The 20643-nt window shown below is 63.1% G+C and carries 28 protein-coding genes and 3 pseudogenes; 12 read left to right on the top strand and 19 right to left on the bottom strand.

Translation table 11 applies throughout. From position 1 onward, the window contains the following. Window positions 1–100: 100 nt before the first annotated feature. Window positions 101–445, bottom strand: coding sequence for a response regulator (locus JJB99_RS24155; RefSeq protein ID WP_246774962.1), 345 nt, complete (start codon window positions 443–445; stop codon window positions 101–103). A 222-nt stretch (window positions 446–667) separates the two neighbouring features. Here JJB99_RS24155 and JJB99_RS24150 point away from each other — a divergent pair, with 222 nt between their 5' ends. Beyond that, on the top strand, window positions 668–889 hold the full coding sequence (locus tag JJB99_RS24150; RefSeq protein WP_200494788.1) for a hypothetical protein: 222 nt from the start codon (window positions 668–670) through the stop codon (window positions 887–889). A 388-nt stretch (window positions 890–1277) separates the two neighbouring features. Here the strand turns inward: JJB99_RS24150 and JJB99_RS24145 are convergent, their stop codons facing one another. Further along, the gene (locus tag JJB99_RS24145; protein WP_200494787.1) at window positions 1278–2255 is read right to left on the bottom strand and encodes a LysR family transcriptional regulator; all 978 of its coding nucleotides are present in this window, start codon (window positions 2253–2255) and stop codon (window positions 1278–1280) included. A gap of 117 nt (window positions 2256–2372) precedes the next feature. Here JJB99_RS24145 and JJB99_RS24140 point away from each other — a divergent pair, with 117 nt between their 5' ends. Genes JJB99_RS24140 through JJB99_RS24130 form a run of 3 tightly spaced genes read left to right on the top strand, consistent with a single transcriptional unit; the run spans window position 2373 to window position 4797 of the window. Then, the gene (locus JJB99_RS24140) at window positions 2373–2537 is read left to right on the top strand and encodes a hypothetical protein (protein WP_200494786.1); all 165 of its coding nucleotides are present in this window, start codon (window positions 2373–2375) and stop codon (window positions 2535–2537) included. 14 nt (window positions 2538–2551) lie between these two features. Continuing rightward, window positions 2552–3532 carry a tripartite tricarboxylate transporter substrate-binding protein gene (locus tag JJB99_RS24135; protein ID WP_200494785.1) on the top strand — a complete coding sequence of 327 codons (981 nt, stop codon included), beginning with the start codon at window positions 2552–2554 and terminating at the stop codon, window positions 3530–3532. A gap of 56 nt (window positions 3533–3588) precedes the next feature. After that, window positions 3589–4797 (top strand): FAD-dependent oxidoreductase, encoded by a 1209-nt coding sequence (locus JJB99_RS24130; RefSeq protein WP_200494784.1) that lies wholly within the window; start codon window positions 3589–3591, stop codon window positions 4795–4797. A gap of 124 nt (window positions 4798–4921) precedes the next feature. On the opposite strand, the gene JJB99_RS24125 is transcribed toward JJB99_RS24130, so the two are convergent. Continuing rightward, window positions 4922–5413, bottom strand: coding sequence for a pyridoxamine 5'-phosphate oxidase family protein (locus JJB99_RS24125; RefSeq protein ID WP_200494783.1), 492 nt, complete (start codon window positions 5411–5413; stop codon window positions 4922–4924). Between the two features lie 138 nt (window positions 5414–5551). Continuing rightward, a pseudogene (locus JJB99_RS36315) lies at window positions 5552–5719 on the bottom strand (DNA ligase); the annotation flags it as partial. A gap of 109 nt (window positions 5720–5828) precedes the next feature. On the opposite strand from JJB99_RS36315, the gene JJB99_RS24120 reads away from it, so the two are divergent. From JJB99_RS24120 to JJB99_RS24105, 4 genes are all read left to right on the top strand, one after another. After that, window positions 5829–6020, top strand: coding sequence for a DUF3606 domain-containing protein (locus tag JJB99_RS24120; RefSeq protein ID WP_200494782.1), 192 nt, complete (start codon window positions 5829–5831; stop codon window positions 6018–6020). Window positions 6021–6100: 80 nt separating this feature from the next. After that, complete coding sequence (locus JJB99_RS24115; RefSeq protein WP_200494781.1) at window positions 6101–6586, top strand: hypothetical protein; 486 nt, start codon at window positions 6101–6103, stop codon at window positions 6584–6586. A gap of 89 nt (window positions 6587–6675) precedes the next feature. Beyond that, complete coding sequence (locus tag JJB99_RS24110) at window positions 6676–6849, top strand: hypothetical protein (RefSeq protein WP_200494780.1); 174 nt, start codon at window positions 6676–6678, stop codon at window positions 6847–6849. Between the two features lie 35 nt (window positions 6850–6884). Beyond that, window positions 6885–7112 (top strand): hypothetical protein, encoded by a 228-nt coding sequence (locus JJB99_RS24105; protein ID WP_200494779.1) that lies wholly within the window; start codon window positions 6885–6887, stop codon window positions 7110–7112. On the opposite strand, the gene JJB99_RS24100 is transcribed toward JJB99_RS24105, so the two are convergent. Beyond that, a complete protein-coding gene (locus JJB99_RS24100) occupies window positions 7072–7539 on the bottom strand; it encodes an MAPEG family protein (RefSeq protein WP_200494778.1) in 468 nt (155 codons plus the stop codon). The two genes, JJB99_RS24105 and JJB99_RS24100, sit on opposite strands and share 41 nt — an antisense overlap. Window positions 7540–7704: 165 nt before the next feature. On the opposite strand from JJB99_RS24100, the gene JJB99_RS24095 reads away from it, so the two are divergent. Then, entirely contained in the window at window positions 7705–7905 is a 201-nt protein-coding gene (locus JJB99_RS24095; RefSeq protein ID WP_200500457.1) for a hypothetical protein, read from the top strand. Here the strand turns inward: JJB99_RS24095 and JJB99_RS24090 are convergent. The 5 genes and pseudogenes from JJB99_RS24090 to JJB99_RS36960 all read right to left on the bottom strand — a co-directional run bounded on the left by JJB99_RS24090 (window position 7902) and on the right by JJB99_RS36960 (window position 10457). Continuing rightward, a complete protein-coding gene (locus JJB99_RS24090) occupies window positions 7902–8171 on the bottom strand; it encodes a hypothetical protein (protein WP_200494777.1) in 270 nt (89 codons plus the stop codon). The two genes, JJB99_RS24095 and JJB99_RS24090, sit on opposite strands and share 4 nt — an antisense overlap. A gap of 126 nt (window positions 8172–8297) precedes the next feature. After that, a complete protein-coding gene (locus JJB99_RS24085) occupies window positions 8298–9020 on the bottom strand; it encodes an SOS response-associated peptidase (protein ID WP_200494776.1) in 723 nt (240 codons plus the stop codon). A 6-nt stretch (window positions 9021–9026) separates the two neighbouring features. Further along, window positions 9027–9566 carry a hypothetical protein gene (locus tag JJB99_RS24080; RefSeq protein ID WP_200494775.1) on the bottom strand — a complete coding sequence of 180 codons (540 nt, stop codon included), beginning with the start codon at window positions 9564–9566 and terminating at the stop codon, window positions 9027–9029. After that, on the bottom strand, window positions 9563–10045 hold the full coding sequence (locus JJB99_RS24075) for a hypothetical protein (protein WP_200494774.1): 483 nt from the start codon (window positions 10043–10045) through the stop codon (window positions 9563–9565). The genes JJB99_RS24080 and JJB99_RS24075 overlap by 4 nt, the downstream gene beginning before the upstream one ends. Before the next feature lie 11 nt (window positions 10046–10056). Continuing rightward, window positions 10057–10457: pseudogene (locus JJB99_RS36960) on the bottom strand (hypothetical protein). A 135-nt stretch (window positions 10458–10592) separates the two neighbouring features. Here JJB99_RS36960 and JJB99_RS24065 point away from each other — a divergent pair. Together JJB99_RS24065 and JJB99_RS24060 are read left to right on the top strand one after the other, a co-directional pair. Next, entirely contained in the window at window positions 10593–11537 is a 945-nt protein-coding gene (locus JJB99_RS24065; RefSeq protein WP_200494773.1) for a Ku protein, read from the top strand. 152 nt (window positions 11538–11689) lie between these two features. Continuing rightward, complete coding sequence (locus JJB99_RS24060) at window positions 11690–12172, top strand: LysR substrate-binding domain-containing protein (RefSeq protein WP_200494772.1); 483 nt, start codon at window positions 11690–11692, stop codon at window positions 12170–12172. On the opposite strand, the pseudogene JJB99_RS24055 reads toward JJB99_RS24060, so the two are convergent. The 9 genes and pseudogenes from JJB99_RS24055 to JJB99_RS24015 all read right to left on the bottom strand — a co-directional run bounded on the left by JJB99_RS24055 (window position 12101) and on the right by JJB99_RS24015 (window position 19461). Next, window positions 12101–12876: pseudogene (locus JJB99_RS24055) on the bottom strand (SDR family oxidoreductase). The gene JJB99_RS24060 and the pseudogene JJB99_RS24055 overlap by 72 nt on opposite strands. A gap of 48 nt (window positions 12877–12924) precedes the next feature. Then, the gene (locus JJB99_RS24050; protein ID WP_200494771.1) at window positions 12925–13785 is read right to left on the bottom strand and encodes a VOC family protein; all 861 of its coding nucleotides are present in this window, start codon (window positions 13783–13785) and stop codon (window positions 12925–12927) included. Between the two features lie 16 nt (window positions 13786–13801). After that, window positions 13802–14668 (bottom strand): VOC family protein, encoded by an 867-nt coding sequence (locus JJB99_RS24045; protein ID WP_200494770.1) that lies wholly within the window; start codon window positions 14666–14668, stop codon window positions 13802–13804. Further along, window positions 14665–15345, bottom strand: a complete 681-nt coding sequence (locus JJB99_RS24040) for a TetR/AcrR family transcriptional regulator (RefSeq protein WP_200494769.1) — start codon at window positions 15343–15345, stop codon at window positions 14665–14667. The genes JJB99_RS24045 and JJB99_RS24040 overlap by 4 nt, the downstream gene beginning before the upstream one ends. 1 nt (window position 15346) lies before the next feature. Further along, window positions 15347–15661, bottom strand: a complete 315-nt coding sequence (locus tag JJB99_RS24035) for a non-heme iron oxygenase ferredoxin subunit (protein WP_200494768.1) — start codon at window positions 15659–15661, stop codon at window positions 15347–15349. A 10-nt stretch (window positions 15662–15671) separates the two neighbouring features. Then, on the bottom strand, window positions 15672–16433 hold the full coding sequence (locus JJB99_RS24030) for an SDR family NAD(P)-dependent oxidoreductase (RefSeq protein WP_200494767.1): 762 nt from the start codon (window positions 16431–16433) through the stop codon (window positions 15672–15674). Between the two features lie 13 nt (window positions 16434–16446). Continuing rightward, window positions 16447–16932 carry an aromatic-ring-hydroxylating dioxygenase subunit beta gene (locus tag JJB99_RS24025; RefSeq protein ID WP_200494766.1) on the bottom strand — a complete coding sequence of 162 codons (486 nt, stop codon included), beginning with the start codon at window positions 16930–16932 and terminating at the stop codon, window positions 16447–16449. A gap of 14 nt (window positions 16933–16946) precedes the next feature. After that, window positions 16947–18218, bottom strand: a complete 1272-nt coding sequence (locus tag JJB99_RS24020; protein ID WP_200494765.1) for an aromatic ring-hydroxylating oxygenase subunit alpha — start codon at window positions 18216–18218, stop codon at window positions 16947–16949. Between the two features lie 31 nt (window positions 18219–18249). Continuing rightward, window positions 18250–19461, bottom strand: a complete 1212-nt coding sequence (locus JJB99_RS24015) for an NAD(P)/FAD-dependent oxidoreductase (RefSeq protein ID WP_200494764.1) — start codon at window positions 19459–19461, stop codon at window positions 18250–18252. Window positions 19462–19650: 189 nt separating this feature from the next. Between JJB99_RS24015 and JJB99_RS24010 the strand changes: the two genes are divergently transcribed. Continuing rightward, window positions 19651–20637 carry an amidohydrolase family protein gene (locus tag JJB99_RS24010; RefSeq protein ID WP_200494763.1) on the top strand — a complete coding sequence of 329 codons (987 nt, stop codon included), beginning with the start codon at window positions 19651–19653 and terminating at the stop codon, window positions 20635–20637. The last annotated feature ends 6 nt before the right edge of the window (window positions 20638–20643 follow it).

Below are 20643 nucleotides of genomic sequence, written 5' to 3'. Positions count from 1 at the left end.
ACTGCCCCGCATGTGTTCCTGCTGGCGGCACCACGTATCGTCTGTCCGTAGCGATCGGCTGCCGCCCGCTCGGGATCAGCGTTGAGGCTGCCGCTGTCCTTCAGCACAGCCCGGTGGTCTGGCTCATCGTCCGCGCGAGATCCTCTTCGAGAAAGGGCTTGCGCAGGAGCGGTAGGCCATGCCCGTCGGTCTCGCCGCCCGAGAGCAGCAGGATCCTAAGATCGGGCCGCAGCCGTGCCGCCCGGTCGGCCAGTTCATAACCGTCCATCTCCGGCATGTTGAGATCGGTGATCAGGACCTCTATCCGCTGGTCGCCGGAAAGCGTGGCCAAGGCCTCGCCGCCGCTCCGGGCGGTCACCACCTCGCATCCGAGATCCTCCAGCATGGCCGCCGTGACCTCGAGCACCGGGGGATCGTCGTCGACAATCAGGACCGTACGCGACACGTGTCTACCTCTGGCACCTGCCGTCTGGCCAACGCTGGTGCAATCCCGCCGTTTCAGCTCACTCGGCCAACAACGGAGCGTATGAAGCAGCCCCCCGCGAATCCATTCCCCCCCGATGGAACAGCGGCCATGACGCTGAAGGTAGACGTAGGCCTGGCTCGCGGAACGCCGGCCGCCCCGGCGACTTGATCCGCACGAGCAATGGGAATTCGGAGAGGGATCATGAAAGCAATTCTCGCCGCAACGTGCGTTGTCGCGCTCGCCTCGATCTCGCCGGCGCAAGCCAAGGGCTGCATCAAGGGCGCCATCGTAGGCGGCATCGCGGGCCACATGGCCGGACACGGAAAGCTCGGCGCTGCGGCCGGCTGCGCGATCGGGCATCACGAAGCCAACAAGCAGAACCCGAACAATTCGAACGCGCAGGCGCCGGCCCCCCGGAAGTAGCACCGGAGCTGCCGGTGGCCGCCGCGAGACGCCGGGCGCATTGGAGAGCCACAGCGTCGAACTCGACGGCGGCTCGGCACTGGCAAATCTTTCCGGGCGATTTCGACTGACGCTGAAGTGGAAGCCGAGACGGACATCGTCGTGGCTCCGGCCGAAGACGATCTCCGCTTCCACGTGCCGGTCGGCGGCGGTGCCGGCACGGCGTCGCATCAGGACAAGATCATCGTTCGGTGTGTCGGCCGTGACCCCGCTGTAAGGCCGCAGCCGGGCTGGGCTGCCGAGCGGACGGAAAGGAACGTGCGCAATAGGCGGACGCTGCTCGCCCGCGGCAGGACTACCTGCACGCTCAAGAGGACGACCGGCCGCCGACAATCGGGCGACCCGATGCTCAATCCGGCCGAGCGACGGCCGGGTAGTTCGAAGCCGTGAATTGGCGAAGATGATCGAGAAAGACTCCTGCTACCGGACTCAGCATTCGATTCTTCAGCGTCAGGATTGCCACTGGCCAAGGTCGAGGGGGCAATTCCACGTTGAGGACTCGCACCCCGAACGGACCCGCGAAATAGTTCGCGACCGATCTCGGAAACGTCGCAATGTAGCGGCCTGAACCGAGCATGCTGGCCCGGATGTGCGAAGAAAAAGTGCTCAAGACCACCTTCGGCATCGGAATGCAGCGCGCCTGACACGCCTCGGTGATGACCTTGTGGTTCCAGCTGGGAGGCGAGGCCAATATCCATGGCTCGTCGATGAGCTGCGCGAGGTCAATCTTCTTCTTGCGACTGAATCGGCTGTCTGCGCCGGCAACGATGACCAGTTCGTCCTCGAAGAGAATCTCGACGTCCAGATCATCGGCGGAGTGGTCCTCGGGCCGTGGACGCCCGTGCAGTCGCTGAAGTACGAAATCCAAGCTGCGACTGCGTAGCTTGCCGGCGAATGACGCGAACTCCTCCTCGTGGATGTCGAGGAGGATGCCGGGATAAAGCCTCGAAAAGCTCTCGATCACCGGTGGCAGAATTTGCGAGAGTCCCTCCGGGCAACCAAACTTCACCTCACCGGTGTGAGGGTTGGACAGGTACTCGATTTCCCGAACGCCCTGCTTCAGCTCGTCGAAGGCTGACCGGCCGCGCCCGAGCAAGGCGCGGCCGTAGATCGTCAGCGTCACTCCCCGAGAGCTGCGGTCGAAAAGCCTTGCACCGACGGAATGCTCGAGGTCTGCGATCAGTTGGGAGACGGCCGGTTGCGAGACTTGCAGCTGCGCGGCCGCCTTCGCCAAGCTGCCCTCCTGGGCGACGATGAAGAACACGTGGAGGTCGCGCAAGCTCAGGCGACGACCGATGTGGCTGTCCCAATCGATGATTTTGGCCATAAGCTAGGACTTTGGTGGATCAAGGAAAATAGAGAATATTGCTTGTACCGGAGGGGAGCTAGTGTCGCAACGTTCTCAGCCGATTATTGGCGTCGAGACCACGCGGAGCGCAACACCATGAACACCCACGTCCTCCCCTCGCTGGGCACGGTCCGACCCACGCGCGACACCGCCTTTCTCGTTTTGTGCCTCTGGTCCGTGGGTGGATTGATGCTCAGCGCGCTGCTGTTCGTTGCCGGCTTCGGCAGCGAGATCGCGGATATCCTGGTCGCTGCCGGATAGCGGGGAGAAATAGAATGACAAGTCTCACCCACCTCGCGTGCTCGATCATGGCCGCCGCCTGGCTGGCCGCCGGCAATGCCTCCGCCAAGGAATTCCCTTCGCGTCCAATCACCGTTGTGGTGCCATTTGCGGCGGGCGGACCAGCGGACGTGCAGGCGCGCATTATGGCCGACCGGATGAGGGTCACGCTCGGCCAGCCGGTCATCATCGAAAATGTCGTCGGAGGAGCAGGAAGCGTGGCGGCAGGCAAGGTCGCCCGCAGCGCAAACGATGGCTACACCGTGAGCTACGGCTATTGGGGCACGCACGTCCTCAACGGGGCGATTTACCCGCTGCCCTACGACGTCGTGCAGGACTTCGAGCCGATCTCGCTGCTCGGGAACAATCCACTCCTGATCCTGGGACGGAGCTCATTGCCTGCTGAAAACTTGCAGCAACTCGTCCAGTGGCTGCAGGCGAACCCGGACAAGGCTCTACAAGGCACGTCGGGCGTGGGCAGCGCCTCCCACGTCGCCGCGATCCTGTTTCAGCATTTGACCGGGACGCACTTTCAGTTCGTGCCGTATCGCGGCGCGGCGCCTGTCATGCAGGACCTGATCGCGGGACGCCTCGATGTGATGTTCGATCAGGTGTCCAGCGCGTTGCCGCACGTACGCAACGGCGAACTCAAGGTGTACGCGGTCACAGCGAAGAAGCGCTTGGCGTCCGCGCCCGAAGTGCCGACCGTTGAGGAGGCTGGACTCCCGGGCCTCCAAATCTCGGTTTGGCACGCTCTCTTCGCGCCAAAAGCAACCCCAGGAGCTGTCATCGCCAAGCTGAACGCGGCGGTCGTCGACGCGCTGGCCGACCCCGTCGTCCGTCACCGGCTGGAGAGCCTCGGTGTCCAAATCCCGCCACGCGAACAGCAAACGCCTCAGGCCTTGGCAGAGCTGCAAAAAGCCGAAATCCAGAAGTGGTGGCCGATCCTCAAAGCGGCAAACGTCAGGGCCGAATAGGCTCTGGCAGGCCGACCTCTCCCGGTTTCTCAACCAGGCACAAAGCACCCACCGACATGATGCCGAACCAGCGCATATTGATCGCCGGCGCAGGACCAGTCGGCCTCACCGCAGCCGCCTGCCTGGTACGGCGCGGTATTCCGGTGAAGGTGTTCGAAGCGTCCGTGGCGCTCGCCACGGAATCGCGGGCGACCACCTTCCATCCACCGACGCTCGATATGCTCGACGACCTCGGCTTGGCCGAATCGCTGGTCCAAGGCGGTTTGATTGCGCGCCGGCTGCAATATCGCTCCGGACGCGATGAGGTGATGGCCACGTTTGACTATTCTGCTATCGCCGACTTGACACGGCATCCGTACAGATTGCAGTGCGAGCAATTCAATCTCACGCGCATCATTCACGATCAACTGTACGGCAATCCGAACTACCAATTCGAGTTTGGAACGCGCGTTAGCGGCGTTTCGCAAGATCGGACCGGCGTCACCGTCAAGCTCTCATCGGTCAGCTCCGCTCCGCGAGAGGAACGCGGCAGCTGGCTGATCGGTGCCGACGGCAGTCACAGCGCCGTGCGCAAGGCGCTGGGCATTCCGTTCCAAGGCTTCACCTGGCCCGAACGCTTTCTGATCGTAGACACGTCTTTCGATTTCCATACCGCGCTGGCTGGCTTGGAATCGCTGACCTATGTAGCGGCACCGACGAACTGGCGCTTTCTATTGCAACTCCCGTCCAGGTGGCGCGTGATATTACCGCTCGCGCGAGATCTGCCAGATGCTACGTCGACCAGCCCCGCCTTTGCCCGAGCCGCGCTGTCAACGCTTGCTTCCGGAGTTGACGACGACAAGATCGCACGCATCGCCCTCTTCAAAGTGCACCAGCGTGTCGCGGCGGCATTCCGCGCCGGGCGCGTCTTTCTCGCCGGCGATGCTGCTCACATCAACAATCCGCTGGGCGGGATGGGATTGAACGGAGGAATCCACGATGCGGTGAATCTGGCGGAGCGACTGGGCGAGGTTTGCACAAGACCGGCTCCAGACACCGATTTGGACCTTTACGATCTGCAGCGCCGCGCGGTGGCAATCGAGCATGTGCAGAAGCACTCCATCCGCGCCAAGCACAATCTGGAAACCAGTGACCCTGACGAGCGAGATGGTTTCCGCGACGAGCTGAGACGGACGGCGAATGACCGGCACTTGACTCGCGAGTTCCTACGAAGAGTGTCGATGATCGCGAGCCTCGATCGAGCCAAAGAGCTGGGCGTCCCCTAGCGTCTCCTTCGGGCCCCTTAGTCGACTTCTCACCAACCGACGGCGAGTTTAGCCAGCTAATTCGAACGCGCAGGCGCCGGCCGGAAGTAGGCGCGCCGTCTTCCTGAAGTTGTCGAAAGCACCCTCACATCTTGAGGGTCGTCTTGCGATTCTGGCCGAGCTTCGGCTCCTGGCCGGTCAACCTCGCCTTGACGAACTCGAAGGCGGTGACGGCTGCGCTCGCCGGTCCGTCCCACAGTTCGGCCGTGACAGGTTCGATCCGGAGCAAGCTCACGTCCGGGCTGGCCGGACCGTCGGGCCACCACACCTCGTCGGTCTTCCGCCAGACCGCCTTCGTCTTCTCGACATCCCGCAGGATCGAGGCGCGGCCGGTGATCGACAGGTAGGCCTTGTCGTCCGGATCGATGAATACGAGGCCGACGTCGGGAGCGGACGCGATCTCATCCTCCTTGGGGCTGTGGAGGCCGGTCACGAAGTAGATCAGGCCGGCTTCGCGGTCGGGCCTTGCCTCGAGCGGGCGCGCGCGTAGCCCGCCCGCGAATCGCGTCGTCAGCATGCACACGCCGACCTTTTCGATGATATCCCAGACGCGACCGATCTCGCTTTTCTCGTTCATGTCGTACCCATCCTCGTGATAGTCGCTCCATGCACCGTCAGAGGTCCTCCCGCAGGCCCTTGAAGAACGGGTGCCGGACCTTTCCTTCCGCCGACTTGGCGCGGTACTCGATCTCGGCGAGGAGCTTGGGTTCACGGCTTGGTTGGCCAGATGGACCTGGACGCGGTAGCCGTCGAACTTGATCTCGTGAATCCACCGCTGTCCGCTCGGCACCCGCTCGATAGAGGATGCAAGGGCCGGCTCGATGAACCCGGGAAACGGCACTTTGAGGCCGATTATCGCCGGTTTTGCACGAGGCAACGCCACTCACGAACTCCACGCAACAAGCGATTCAAACAGGCGCGGTACGAATCGTTCCGGAACCCCGGAATCCTTCGCGGCGTTGGATTTTGTGAATTCCCACAGGAGAACGACAATGGCGACGACGAAGAAGACGGCCAAGACGCCCCGAGGACGCAAGCAGGACCGGGCGCGCGTGGCCGGCGGGCAGGGCCATGAGGTGCGCTATGAAGCCAGGAAGACCGGGCGTTCGGCGTCGGCGGTGAAGAAGGCCGTGAAGAAGGTCGGCAAGTCGCGCAAGCGGGTGGAGAAGCGCTTGGCTCGCTGAAGATCCCGCCCTGGGCAGGTTGGGAACAAGGCGTCTGCGCTCCGATTGAATCCACGAGTTCAGTTGCGTGGAGTAGGCCGATGAGTGCCGAGAAAGAGGTGCTGGCCGCGGTCGAGCGGGCGCAGGCGATCCTGGCGAGCTACGTGGAACCGGGCGAGCGCGACTGCGAGCGGACCATCAACGATCTCCTCGATGTTCTCGATCGCGATCAGGTCGTCGCCGCCGTCGACGAGCTCGAAAGCCGTGGCGAGGCGGTCGCCGAGCTCCGGCGCCTTCTCGATCGCGGCGCATCGTCATGGAGCTCTCCGCCGGTGCAGCCCGAAGAGCCCGACCTGCCGCCGATGGCGCCGGAGAAGCGGCCGCAGGATCCCGGAATGGACGGCAGCGACCTGCGCTTCGAGGGCTATCATGTCGAGACCAAGGAACATGCCGGCGAATACCCCGACACCATGCCGCAGGTCATCGAAGTCACGGATGCCGAAGGGCGGAAGGCCGCCTACGTGCCGCTCAGTCGCGACGGCAAGGTGGTCGACAGCGCGGCCGTCGTGGAGAAGCTGAAAGACTGACTGCGAAAGCAGCGGCTAACCGAGCGCAACTGAAGCCGGCGTGGGGATGCGCCGATGCGCGGCGGCGCGGTGGCAACGAGGAGCAAACAATGAGCGTGCTCTTGCCGGAGGAATCTTCGACCAGGTTGACCGATGTCGGCCCCTTCGTCCTCGTCGAAGGCATGCCGCCCCGCGATCCCAATGAAGACGACGACGAAGATGAGGAAGACCAAGAGGAAGAGGACGAAGGTGATGCGGTCGTGCGGGAGCCGGACGACGGCTAGACCGCCGGGGCTCTTTGCGATCGAAGGAGGAGCAGATGAGCAATCGGACGTCCGGGAAGACGCCGACCGCGGCCGAGCGGGAAGCGCAGAAGTTCTTCAAGAACGCGGCGCCAGAGGTGTCGGAATACGAGCAGGGGCAGCAGGATTTCCGCGCGAACCGTGAGAGATTGAAGGCGGAACGGTTGGCCCGCAAGACGGCGTCGGCCGAAACCTCCGGCGAGGTCACGCGCCCCAAGCCGCCGAAAGGGTCCAGCACGTCATGAAGATCAAGATTGCCGAGCCCACCGTCCAGAGCGTGGCGCGGGTGTCGTGTGTCCTGGCCGTGAAGTAGGCCGCGAAATGCAATAGGCGCGAAACGACGTAGCCATATAGCAGCCACTGGGCGAGCCGCAGCGAAGGCTGCGTCAGGATGAAGAGAAAGCCGGCGATCAGGAAGTACGGCAGGTTCTCGAGATCGTTCAGCTGGATTCGCCGGATGCGATCCACGTATTCGTTGGGCGCCAATTGTTCGGGGCTCGGGTTGGGATTGAGGACCGTCTTCCTGACGTCCTCGGGCGAGCGAAAGCCGCCTTTGACCTGCATCATCCGGACGACCGTCAGCCACGACATCAAGACCGCCTTGAGGATCATGATCGAGGCGGCGACGGCATAGGTGGCGAAGAGGGGATTCTGGAAACTCAGCTTGTCCATTGCACCTGCCCTCGCGTCCGCGATCATTCAATCATGCGGCGGTACCTGCTGGCTAGGCAGCCAGGCGGCTCGGATGGGCGGCCAGAAGCGCTGCGAAGGAGACGGGCGCGAATAGGCGGCGGTGTCGGTGGTCTGTGTCCGGATTCCTACGGATCCGACCGCCACTTGTCATTTACCGGTCTCAGCTACGATATCGAGCACATGGACAGCGACTACGACCCCGAGCGCGAAGCGGCAGAGGCGATGAGGCTCGCCGCGGCGGCCGCTGGGCTTGAGCGGCAACGCTGGATCGGCCTCGCGATGGCCTGGCAGGAGCTCGCCCGTGTGCGGGCGCCTTCGAGGCCCGGTGCCGAGGAGGCGGCCTAGCCGCGATCCGGCCCGCACTCGGGGCAGGTGTCGCCGATCGAGTCCAGCACATCCCGGATCTCCGCTGCCGCGCCCTCCGCAGAGACACCGGCCGGCGGATTCTGACGGGCGCTGGCGAAGGCGCGCTCTCGGGCGTGCGGGTCGGCGCGGTCCTGCATCCAGCCGTGCTCTTCGCATTCGCGTATTGCGCCGGCCTCCTGCAGGACGGAGATCGCCCATCCGCGCAGCGTCCGGATCGCTGGCCGTCTTTCTTTCGTCATCAGCATCGAGATCGCTCCTGCCGGACGAATCCTTGTGTCCCGCCGTTCGTTCCGGGCGGTTAGCACGGGTCAGGGATTCGCAATCGGCAGAGCCGAGGCTTGTCCACCTGTTCCGTGAGGCTGTGCAGAACGCTAGGCTGCTGGCGCCGGATCTTCCTTCACGCCGCGGGCCACGATCCGCAACGTCCCGTTCGGAAGCGGCCGCTGTAGCTTGAGCGCTTCTTCCGCCGGCGCAGTCATCCAGGTCTCGACCTCGTCGGGCGTCGTCAGGATCACCGGCATCGCCTTCGGGTGGATGGCGAAGACCTCCGTGTTGGCCTCCGTCGTCAGGAATGCGTAGAGATCGTTGGTCGTCTCGCCTTCCTTGACCTTTCGGACCGAGGTCCAGTTTGTCCAGATTCCGGCGAAGCAAGCGAGTGGGCGTGTCTCGTCGAGCGCGAACCAGACATCGCCGCCCTCGGCCTTGTTGTACTCGCTGAACGAGTTGAACGGCACCACGCAGCGGTTCTCGACGCCGAGCCAGCGCGTCCAGTGCTTCGACTTCACGTTTCTGATGTTGGTGGTGCCACCGTCGGGCTCCATGCGGAGCAATTCCTTGAAGTCGACGGTCTTGCCCTTAGCTTGCAGCTTCTCCGCCCGCTTCTTCGTGGCGTCCATGAGCGCTTTGGACGACGACGGCATGCCCCAGCGCGCGGTCGCGAGCTCGCGACCGTCCGCACCGGTCCGGGCGATCGGCGCCGTGTAGTCGGGAAAGACACCCGGCATCGGCGCGAGGTTGCCGACGTACCGATTGACCACGCGGAAGAGCGCGCTGATGGCGGCCTGATTGGTGGTGATCGAGTAGAGATTGCACATGGACTGCTAACCAGGATCCTCACCGTTCTTGTGGCTGCCGATCCAGACGGTCTGGATGGCGTCAGGTCGCTTGACCTTGTACTTCGCGAGGTCCTCGTCGGCCAGTTGCAAGGCGATGTGATGGGCGAAGATGCGATGATTGCCATCCAGCGGGCTCAGGCCACTGGCGATCGGGAACAGCACGGGAGGCCGTTCGAATTCACCTGTCGTCGTCAAGATGCTCAACTGGCGTTGAAACCGAGCGGGACTGTTGTCGCCGCCGAAGCCGTTGTCCTGACCATCTATCAACGCATCGTACATGTTGTTCATCGTCTTGCGGCCGTCGATAGACAGCTTGTCGAAGCTGCAGTCGCGCTTCTGCTGCGTCCAAGTCACCTCTTTCCACCACGACACCGGGTGCGTGAGCAGTAGCTTCCAGCGTCCCGCCAGCGGTTCGGACGGAGGCCAGCCCATGCCGGTTTGGTTGGCGAGCTTGAGAAGCCACTGGTCGATAACGTCGTCGGGCCAGTCGGGCAGGTCCTTCTTGATGTCTTGCAACGTTGTCATGCGTCGGATCCGTATTTCGAGTCCTTATGTGGCTGCTCGTTGTCGGGGTGCCGCGGTCGTTGCGCCAACTGTAGCAGCGTCGCCGACGGCCTACGATTGGCCTTGGCGCATTTGCTGCAGCGGAGCCTGCTTGCCAGGTCGTGAACGAAGGTGGTCGGTGGGTGCCGCAGCGCGGCGAGATCGACGTCCCGACGCGTCTTGCATCGCGAACATTCGATCTCGAGCCACGGGTAGCCGCCATTGATCGCTTGGTCGATCGTCGGCGACGGATCGATCGGCTCGCCGTCAGCCCACATGCGCTCGTTCCAGCTCTCGCAAAGGAGCCGGTCGGCCTGCCGGATGAGTGCCTCGCCCTTGGCTCGGGCCTCGGTCGCCTGTGTCGCCAGAATGTTCGTCATGGCCCGGGCTCGGCCGAGCTCCTTCTGCAGCGCCTTGCGGTCCCCTCCGGACAGCGGGGTAGGGTGATGTTTCGGGGCCATCGGCCGGCCGCCTATGGCATGTCATAGGACGGCCAGCAGCCGTCCTCCTCATGGCGGCCCGTCCGCTGCGTGCAGGTGTTGTCCAGCAGACGCTGGCCGACGTCTTTCCAGACGGCGTCCGGACCGTACAGCCGCGTGGCGTCAGCCTTCTGGATCTCGACGACGCGCCCGCAGCGGCGGCAGTTCACCCTGAGGAGATGCTGGCTTATTTGGTTCAGCCGCAGCGTCGGTCCGGAGGGGGCCGGCCGAGCTCCGGCGCGGGGTCTTCCAGGAGCGCCTGCCAGTATTCCGGCGGCAGGTCGGCGTCCGGAGCCAATCCCGGATTCGGAGGCGCATTTCTGCCGACGGCGGCGGCCATCTTTTGCATCTGCTTCGGGGTCGGCATGCGCCAGCTCGCGGGTCTGTCCGTCATGCTTCATAGAACACACCAAGAACAAAAGAGTCGATACACCGCGAAAAAGATTCCGTTGGAGGAGGGCGCCGTGTCGGAACCGGGCAACCTCGTTCGTCTTAAATCCAGGCCGCCTCGAACCGGAGTTCTGCGTGCATGGCCCCTCGCGCCAACTGGAAAGGCTTCCTTCGACTGTCCCTCGTCACCTGTCCGGTGGCGCTATACCCCGCCACCTCCGAGAGCGAGAAGATCTCGTTCAACCAGCTCAACCGGCAGACCGGCCACCGGATCAAGTACCTGAAGGTCGACGCCGACACCGGGGACGAGGTGCCGAACGAGGACATCGTCAAGGGCTACGAGGTCGAAAAGGGCCAGTACATCGAGGTCACGAAGGAGGAGCTCGAGGAGGTCGCGCTCGAATCCACGCGCACCATCGAGATCGACGAGTTCGTCGACCGCAGCGACATCGACCCCCGGTACCTGATCCGGCCGTACTACCTCCGCCCCGACGGCAAGGTCGGGCATGACGCCTTCGCGGTGATGCGCGAGACCATCCGCGAAATGGACAAGGTCGCGATCGGCCGGCTCGTGCTGACCAGCCGCGAGCACATCATCGCGCTCGAGCCGCGCGACAAGGGCCTGATCGGCACCCTGCTGCGGTATCCCTACGAGGTCCGGGACCCGGCAGAGTATTTCGACGAGATTCAGGACGTGAAGGTCACGAAGGACATGCTCGAGCTGGCCAAGCACATCGTGAACCAGAAGGCCGGCCGGTTCGAACCCGACAAGTTCGAGGACCACTACGAGACGGCTCTGGTCGACCTCATCAACCAGAAGAGGGCTGGCAAGGTCATCCGGCCGAAGGAACGGCCGAAGGGCGAGAACGTGGTCGATCTGATGGACGCGCTTCGCAAGAGCGTGGGCGGCGCTACAGCCGTAGCAGCGGCCGAGAACCAGGCGGCTCCGAAGAAATCGGCCAAGAGGCCGCGCAAGGCCGCTGCCGGCCAGAAAGAGATGCTGATGCCCATCGCCGGCAAGAAGCCGGCGAAGGAGGCCGCGGCGAAGAAGCATGCGGCCAAGCCGCAGCGGAAGTCGGCCTGAGGCGGAGTAGGAGAGCCACATGGACGTGAAAGAAGCCTCGGCAATGACAGAAACCTCCGGGTGGTCGGCGAGCAGGACACTCATCCCGGGCATGCGCAGAAGGAACTAATTATTGCCGCCATCGGCTCTGAGGCCGAGCGAGGCTTGGCTGCGTGCTTCCGATCGGTCACCGGCTTGCAGTCAAGGCTGCATTGAGCGCGCCCGATCTTGCGGACGAGCCAGTGATCTGTCCCGGTCCGCATTTGTCGATCGGGGCCGCAATCGTCATCGCCTTTGCTGAAGCCAATCTACGCTTGCGCATCGCCGTCGAGGCGTCGCAGTCGAGTATCGCCTGCGAACTCGTGCAGCCCGGTGCCGGCATCGCGATTCTTGATGGCCTCGGCCTGCTCAGTGCGCGAACCAATGATCTCGTGAGGCGTCCCTTCGCGCCAAGCCTGCAAGGTGTCGCACGGTTGCTGAAGGAACAAAACGGCCGGTTTCTTGTCTGGTGGAAGAGTTTGCCGGCGTCGTGCAGAGGGTTACGGCTGAGAGCGGCTTGTAGGGAGCAGTATCTCTTGCCGAGATCAGAACGTCCCGGGATAGGCACCGCCATCGATCAGGATGTTTTGACCGGTGATGTACCCGGCCTGGGCTGAGCAAAGAAAGGCGCAGGTTGCCCCGAACTCGTTCGGATGACCGAACCGTTTCGTCGGGTTTGCGGTCCTGATTTCCTCGGTCAGTTCCGCGACGGTGCGCGATGAATTTTCTTTGCCACCGCCGCCAGATTGGATTTCAGCCGGTCAGTATCGAACGTGCCTGGCAACAAATTATTGATGGTCACATTGTGCTCGGCAACCGAGCGGGCCAATCCGGCAACAAAGCCGGCAAGACCTGTGCGGGCGCCGTTAGATAGCGCAAGCATGGCGACAGGCGCCTTCACTGCATGAGACGTCACGTTAACGATGCGTCAAAATCTGCGCTCAATCATGCCATCGAGCGTCGCCTTGATGATCGCAATAGGCGCAAGCATGTTGGGGTCGAGCGCCTTGATCCAATCCCCGCGCTCGAATTTGCGGAAATCGCCCGGCGGTGGCCCGCCCGCGTTGTTGACGAGGATGTCCGGGGCAGGACAAGCTGCCAACAGCGCGTCCGGTCCTTCCTTTGTGGTGACGTCCGCTACGATGGTGCGTGGTCGATTTCCTGTCGCGGCGGCGATCTCGTCGGCGGTGACCTCCAGCACCTCGCGTCGCCGCGCGGCGATGAAGAGACCTTCACGCGCCAGTGCCATTGCGCTCGCCCTGCCGAGCCCCTGGCTTGCCGCGCAGACGACGGCGTTGCGGCCTTCCAAACCCACATCCATTGTCCCTCGCCGATGTTGCTTCACTCGTTCTTGAAGCGCCCGTGTTGTTCAGTTGTTTGGCAGCGTCATGCCAGCGGGTTTGGCGCCCCACATGCAGAAGCTGGTCGGCTCGAAGCCGAATTGCCGCGGCCGGTGCGTCGCTTCATCCGCGATTTCGACGACGCCGACCGAATACTCGAAGATCATGCCGTCCGGCCCCCTGAAATAGAGAAACCGGGCGCCCGAGGTCGGATGCCGGCCGGGGCCGAACACGATTGGCACGCGCTTCTCATTGAGGAAGTAGTAGGAGCGCAGTACGTCGTCGCTGCTCTCGACCTGATGGTTGATGTGCTGGATGCCGGCGCTCGGCGCCCGGACCAGCGCAATGGTGTGGTGGATGGCGTTGACGCGCATCAGGGGAATATCGCCGATGCGGTCGCTGACGCGGGCGTTGCAGACCTGGGTCCAAAATCGCTCGTCGCGTGCCGGATCGGTCGAGTTCAGCCCGATATGGCTGAAGCCAGTAATACCGGCGTCGCGGCTGGCGAAATAACGCCGTCCGCTGCGCTCCGGCCGCACCACGAGCTCGATGTGGTTTCCGGTCGGATCACGGAAGCCGATGAAGGTCCTCACCTTGCGCTGCTCGGCCTCCTGGGCGGTGCCGGCATGGACGGCGTGGCCGAGCGATTCAAGCGTGGACGCCGCTTCCTGCAGGCTTGCCTCATCCTCGACCTCGAAGCCGACGGCCTGGCTGCGTGCATCGCCTTCCGAATAACACAGGGTATGTGCGCGGTCGTCGGAGCGGAGATAGAGCTCCTTCTTGCCTCGCTCGGCGATCTGCAGGCCGAGACAGGCGATCGCAAAGTTCTCGGCCGATTCCAGGTCGGGGGAGCCGAGACGGACGTAGCTGACATCCTTGAGCTGGATCATGTGTTCTTCCCTACTGTTAGACAGGTGCGCTCAATTCCGGCACGTCACTGCTTTCGCTGCCCCAGTCACAGAGCGATGTCGCCGTCAGCGGGAATTGCCGCGCCAGCCGCGGCTTGTCGCCATATTCCGCCATGCCGTTGACATAGGAAAGGATCAGGCCGTCCGGACCTTCGACGTGCAGGAAGATCTGGCGCGATGCGGCTTCGCGTCCGGGGCCTTGCACGATCCTGATCTGGCTCTCCTGCATGAAATAGCTGTTCTGCATGATCTGATCGAGCGCCTCGACCTCGAACGCCGCATAGAGCAGCCCATTACGTTTCGACGGGTACAGCGCGATGCGGTGATGCATCCCGTCGATCCGCAGATAGGCGATGTCGCCGACCCAGTCGCTGACCCCGGCGCCAATGGCTTTCCAGAAAGCCATATCGCGGACGTGGTCGGTGGTGCGAAGCCCGACGCTATGAAATTGCACGATGCCGGCGTCACGGCTGGGAAAATAGCGGCGGCCGCTGTGGCTGGGACGCACCACGAGGTCTATCCGGTTCTTCGAAGCATCTTCGGCTAGCAACGCGGACTGGACATACCGTCGCCGGCATTCGGCCGGCTCGGCGTCCTTCACTGCAAAGCCGAGATCACGCAGACGTTTGCCGACGGTCTCTAGTGCCTCGTCGTCCCATACCTCTATGCCAACGCTCTCGTGGCTCCCGAGGCTTACGGTGCGGTAGCGGTGGTCCGAACGAAACGCGATCTCACCGTCCTGGTCCGCCACGCGCTGCAGGCCGAAGATGTCCGACATGAAGCGCGCGCTGCCGTGCAGTTCACTGACCGCCAGCCGGACGTAGCAGACCGATGTAATCAGCGGTGTCGCGTGGCCGTTGTTCATCTCGCCCGCGCCCTTGATTGCGATTCCAGGAAGATCTTGATCATCCGCCGCCACACCGAGAACAGCTCGTCGAACCATTTCGGGTCGTTGTCCCAGAGCGTGCGCAATGCCATGCCGCGGACGAGGCTCAGCGTCAGGGCGACGATGTCGGCCGCGAGCGAGGCGTGCACTCCGCTGGCCACTAAGGCCTCGGTCCAGGCCGTTTCAACGGGGCGCCGCGCCTTCCGGGAAATTTCGAGAATCTGCTTGCGGACGGCTTCGTCCGTGGAGGTCGACAGCACGATGTCGATGGCAACCATGAAATGCTCGCTGAAGAAGAACTCGCGAGCGTCTTCGATGACGGATTCGATCAGGTCGCGCGGACGGTTGACGGCAGCGGCGCGCTTGCGGCTCATGATCTGCGCCTGCTCGAATACGTATTCGAGCGTGGCGACGACGAGCGAATCCTTAGTTGGGAAATGATGCAGCTGCGCGCCGCGCGACATTCCGGCTTCGGCAGCGACGTCCGCCGTCCGGAACCTGGCATAACCGCGACGGCGAATGAGATTGGCAGCCGCCTTGAGCAGCTGCGTGCGCGTGGCTTCCGTGCGCTCGGCCTGAGTCCGCCGCCGCGTCGGGCTGAGCGGCCGGCGCGTGGATTTTCGCGGGGAAGAGAGATGGTCGGGGCGATTTGGCATCTTAGACCTCGATCTGGACCTGTCCGTCGACGATCGTCACCGGATAGGTCTTCAACGGAATTTCGCAGGGCATACCGGTCGGTGCGCCAGTGGTCACGTCGAAGGTCCCGAAATGGAATGTGCATTCCACTATTTTTCCCGTCAGGAGACCCTCGAGCGACAGTGAAGCTTCGCCATGCGTGCACATATCTGCCGTGGCGTAGATCGCTCCGTCAACGCGATAGAGCGCAACGTTGGAGCCATCGGGCAGGGTAGCCTGCTTGATTTCGCCTTCGACGACTTCGTCTGCAGCGCAGAGAAGAATTGTTCCGCCCATTCGAATGGACCTATAGCATCGTGCTTCCGCCGTTGACGCTAATGACCTGGCCGGTCACGAACGAGGCCTCGGCGGAGGCTAGGTAAGAAACCATGGAAGCGACTTCCTCCATCTCCGCGGGACGGCCCATGGGGATGACGCTGACGAATTTGGCGGCGAGTTCCGGACTGCTCTTGGTAATCGCAACCATCTGGGGTGTGTTCACCGCGCAGGGGGCGACCGTGTTGACGGTGATGCCGTCTTTGGCAAACTCGCGCGCCAATCCGGTGGTCAAGCCATGCACGCCGCCCTTGGCCGCGTTGTAGGCGGCATGATCCCATAGGCCGTTGCGCACGGAATCAGCGCCGAGATTGACGATGCGGCCGTAGCGTTGTGCCCGCATCCTCGGCACGGCGTACCAGGAGCACCACAGCACGGTCCACAAATTGCGGTCGATCGTGGTTCGCAATGTCTCCGGCGAATGCTCGGCGAAAGCCTTGATGATGCCGCCGCCTGCGTTGTTGACGAGGATGTCTACTCTTCCGAAGACTTCGCTCGCCAAGTTGATGGTCTTCTCCGCCGTGCCTTGATCGGAGAGATCGCCGGCGCGGCTCGCGACTTCGGCCCCATACTTCTCCTTCAGATGGGTCGATGCCTGCTTCAGCCCGCCCTCGTCGAGATCGGCGATGACGAGCTTGGCTCCGTCCCGCGCCAACCGCTCTGCGATGGCCAAGCCGATACCCTTGGCTGCGCCGGTGACAATGGCCACATTGTGGTGAAGCTTCCTGTCCATTGCTGTCATGTCTCTAGAGAATGATGCTGACGCGGCCCTGCGTGCGCAGGCCCTCGCTGTCGAGGAGACAGCGCTTCTCCTTGATTCGCAGGCGCCCGTCCTCGACGACAATCCGGTAGCGATTGCTGCCGAAGTAGGTATCGGTCATGCCATCCTTGGTGCGATACGTGATGAAGGCTGAGCCGACCTCCAGCTCGGAGTCGCTGCGGCCGCGAATGCGGACATTGCTGACCAGATGGCGGGTGCGGGAGTGCGGAAATTCGGCGTGTGCGGTTCGTTTCATCAGTCGCTTGACGCGCTCCGAAAGGCGGAAGCGGTCATCGGCCACGTAGAACAGGTTCTTGTCGGGTGAGGAGTCCGGCGCAACGTCGGTCGACGGGACGTAGTAGATGGCGTCTTCGGTGAACAGTTCGAGCCACTCGGGCAGCCGCCATTCGTCGAGTAACTCGGCTTCGGCGAACAGGAAGTCCTCGATATCGGCACGGGAGATGTTTTGCATATCCTGTTGCCCCCTCAGATTGACGCCTGGAAAACGCGCTTGTTCCAGTTCGACCAGAACGCGCGCATCTGCAATTCGTCATCGTAAGCCGGGACTTCCTTGCCCATCCCCTTCGAGATGTCGTTCCACTGCGCCTCAGCCGAGTTGCGGAAGCCACGCTGGCACTGTTCCAACGCCTCGACGTCGTCGGGCGTGGCGAAGCCGCCGGGCCCCAGGAATTCGAGGAAGTTGAACAGGCGGTACTTGCGGGCCCAGTCGGTTTCGTCCTTCGGCGCCAAAGCCCAGGCGCTGACGTTCATGAAGTCGGGCGCCACTGGATAATAGGTGCGAACCGTCACCGCCATGATGTCGTTGACGACGAGGTTCGGAAAGACGAACAGATTGCGGTTGAATAGCGCGATGCGCCTAGCGCGCTCCTCGCCGTGCCGCGCGACGAGCCCCTGATACAGGCGGTCGACCTCCTTCTTGCCATCTTCGCCCCACATCGGAACCCACTGCGCCACCGGACGCCCCCAGGGCGCCTTGTACTCCAAAACGGCGTGGCCATTCCCGAGGTCGCGGGCGGCGCCTTCAAGCGGCACCGGAGCGAGGCCGCCATTGGTTGCTTTCAGATAGTCGAAGTAGGTCGCATGCGTGGTGAGCGCGTGATAGCCGTCGATCGAGTTCTCGGTCAGCAGCTTCCAGTTGGCGCGCATGGAGTATTCCTGCGTGCCACCGACGATTGTCATGCCGGCTTCGGCCTGATCGGCGATGATGTCGAGATATTCCTTCACGGCGCCGAGATAGGTCTCGAGACTCTCGGCATTCTTGTCGAAGCAGATGAAGTTGAAGTCGCGGTAGCCCTCGAAGCGCGCGACCTGCTGCATGTTCGATGTGCTGCGTTCCTTGAAGTCCGGCGCGTAAGATGCCTCGCCCGGCTGGCTCCGCAGGCCTCCGTCGAGGCCGAACACCCAGCCGTGGTAGAAGCACTGGAATGATTTGGCACTGCCATGCTTTTCGCGACAGACCTGCGCACCGCGGTGCGGACAGGTGTTCAGCATGGCGCGCAGGGTTCTCTTGGCGTCCCGTGCGAACAGGATGTTGCGGCCACCGACCTGGCGCGTGACAAAGTCGCCGGGCTTGGGGACCTCGGAACTATGGCCGAGATACAGCCAGCATTTGTCGAAGATCCGGCTCCGCTCGGCCGCGAGAATGTCGGGGTCGACAAAGGCCTGGCGCGAGACCTTGAAGATCTGTTTGGACTCATCGACCATGAGCGCCGTATTCATCCGCTCGCGCGCGTTCATTGGCGGTCTCTCCCTGGAAGAGTCTTGTTTGTCATTTCAGCGCTGTTCGTAGATCGAAGCTGGGGGATTCAAGGTCGGCACGGGCGGGGCGCTTGTTGGCTGCGAGCAACCTGCGCAGCATCGCCATGTCCTTGGCGGCATTGACCGACAGCGCTCCGACCAAGTGGGCCCCGCGCATCGCGATGACTGAGAAACGGCCGGACGCCGGCTCGCCGCGGAGAACGTGCTCGCTGTCCAGCATATCGCCGGCGACCTGGATGTTGAGGTCGTATTGGTCGGTCCAGAACCATGGCGGATCGAGATATTCGTTCTGCTCGCCGATCATATTGCCGGCAACCGCGATGGCCTGGTTCTGGGCATTGGCCCAGGTTTCGACGCGGATGGTGCGGCCGTGACAACGGCTCCATTGCAGGGCTGCATCGCCTGCGCAGAAGACGTCCGGCGCCGCCGTGCGTCCGCAGGCATCGACCGCGATGCCGGCAGTGACGGGCAGGCCGAGCCGCTCCGCAACGGTCGGCACCGGTTCGACACCGATGCCGATCAAGACGAGATCGGCCTGGATTTCCGCGCCACTGCTCAGTCGGACGCTGCGCGACGTCCCGCCGCTCACGGTCACTCCGAAGACGAATTCGACACCATGGCTGCGGTGCTTTGTCGCGACGATGTCGCTGACAAGGGACGGAAGCGCCCGCGCAAGAAGCCGTGGCTCGCTCTCGATCACGGTGACGCTGCAGCCGTGCTTTGCCGCAGCACAGGCCGCCTCCAGTCCGATCACGCCGCCGCCGACAATGACGATGCGGGACTTGTCTCGGATCGACTTGCGGAAGCGGAGCGCGTCCTCGACATTGCGCAGATATTGCACGTCAATTCCGAGGTTCTCGAGCAGGGTGAGGCGGCGAGGGCGGGTCCCGGTTGCGATCAGCAAGCGATCGAATGCATAGACGCGGCCGTCGGCAGTCGCCACGGTGCGGCGGGCAGCGTCGCAGTCCGTCACCGGAGCGCCAGTCTCGAGCCGCACATCGAGAACGTTGCTCCAGTCGCTGGCCAGCTTGATGTAGGTGACGGGCGTGTCTGCGATTCCCAGCATGTCCTTTGAGAGCTGCGGCCGCTCATAGGGCGGGTGGGGCTCATCCCCCAGCATCGTGACCATGCCCTGGAAGCCGCGTGCGCGCAGTGCTTCAGCCGCTCGCCCGCCGGCCTGTCCTGCGCCTGCAATCACGATATGCCTTGGTACGGCTGACAAGTCGATCTTCGCTCCCTTTTGGCTTGGCGAGCCGGCCTGTCGAGGTCACAACAGCCGTCCACGATTATTGTTTCGATTGCATCCATATTAAAAACAGTCCAACCTGCTTGTAAAGTAGAAACGCAGTCGCTGCACGCCGAATTGGCGGAGGTCACCCTGCGGTGCATAAGAAATCAGAGGAAACGAGCTTTGGCTCTGGCCATCGATACCCACACTCATTTTGTGCCGCGCAGCTTTCCGGCGGAATCCGGACGCAATCCGCTATGGCCATCAGTCGAGCTCAGGGGCAGTGGTGGCGCTGCTGCGGTGATGGTGGGCGGAAGAGTATTTCGCGTGATCGATTCCAGGAGCTGGGATGCTAGCTGTCGCATCGATGATATGGCTGCGGACGATGTCGACGTGCAGGTCATCTCGCCGATGCCCGAATTGCTGTCGCACTGGTTTCCAGCCGAAGATGCCGATGCCCTGGGCCGTCACCTCAACGAGGAAATGGCCCGCCTTTGTGATGCTCACTCCCGGCATTTCATCGGCATCGGAATGCTCCCGATGCAGGACACGAGACTCGCCGTGAAGCGGCTGGATGAGCTGAAATCACTCGGACTGCGCGGCTTCGAGATCGGCACGCACATCAATGGCATTCCGCTCGGCGACGAGCGGCAGCACGAGGTCTATGCGGCTGCGGAACAATCCAATCTCGCGATCATGATCCATCCCCTACACCCCGCCGGGCTCGATCGCATGGGAGGAAGGCCGGAACTGGCCGCTGTCGCTGCCTTCCCGCTGGAGACTGCGCTTGCGGCCGTCTCACTGATGGCGAACGGCGTGATGGAGCGATTCCCAAAACTACGGATCATGCTCAGTCATGGTGGGGGGGCGCTGCCGTGGATCTTGCCGCGGCTCGGGCACGCACGAAGGGTAGGGCCGCCTCTGGACAGTCTGTTTGCCCGGGATCCTGCCGAGGTCGCGAGGGCGTTCTACTTCGACAGCATCGTCTATGACCAGGCTGCCCTCGAGTATCTGGCGATCAAGGTCGGCCGGGATAGCCTCCTTGTCGGATCCGACTACCCATTCACAATCAAGCAGGACCGGCCGGCGCAGTTTGCCGAGCAGGCTTTGGCGATCCCGAGACAAACTTTCACGGCGAATGCCAGGCGCTGGCTGGGATTTGAAACGTGAGGGATG

Origin of the sequence: Bradyrhizobium diazoefficiens (assembly GCF_016616235.1) — a bacterium.
GTDB classification, from domain to species: domain Bacteria; phylum Pseudomonadota; class Alphaproteobacteria; order Rhizobiales; family Xanthobacteraceae; genus Bradyrhizobium; species Bradyrhizobium diazoefficiens_H.
Note: the sequence above shows the minus strand (reverse complement) of the source record. Positions and strands in the feature narration are given on the sequence as shown.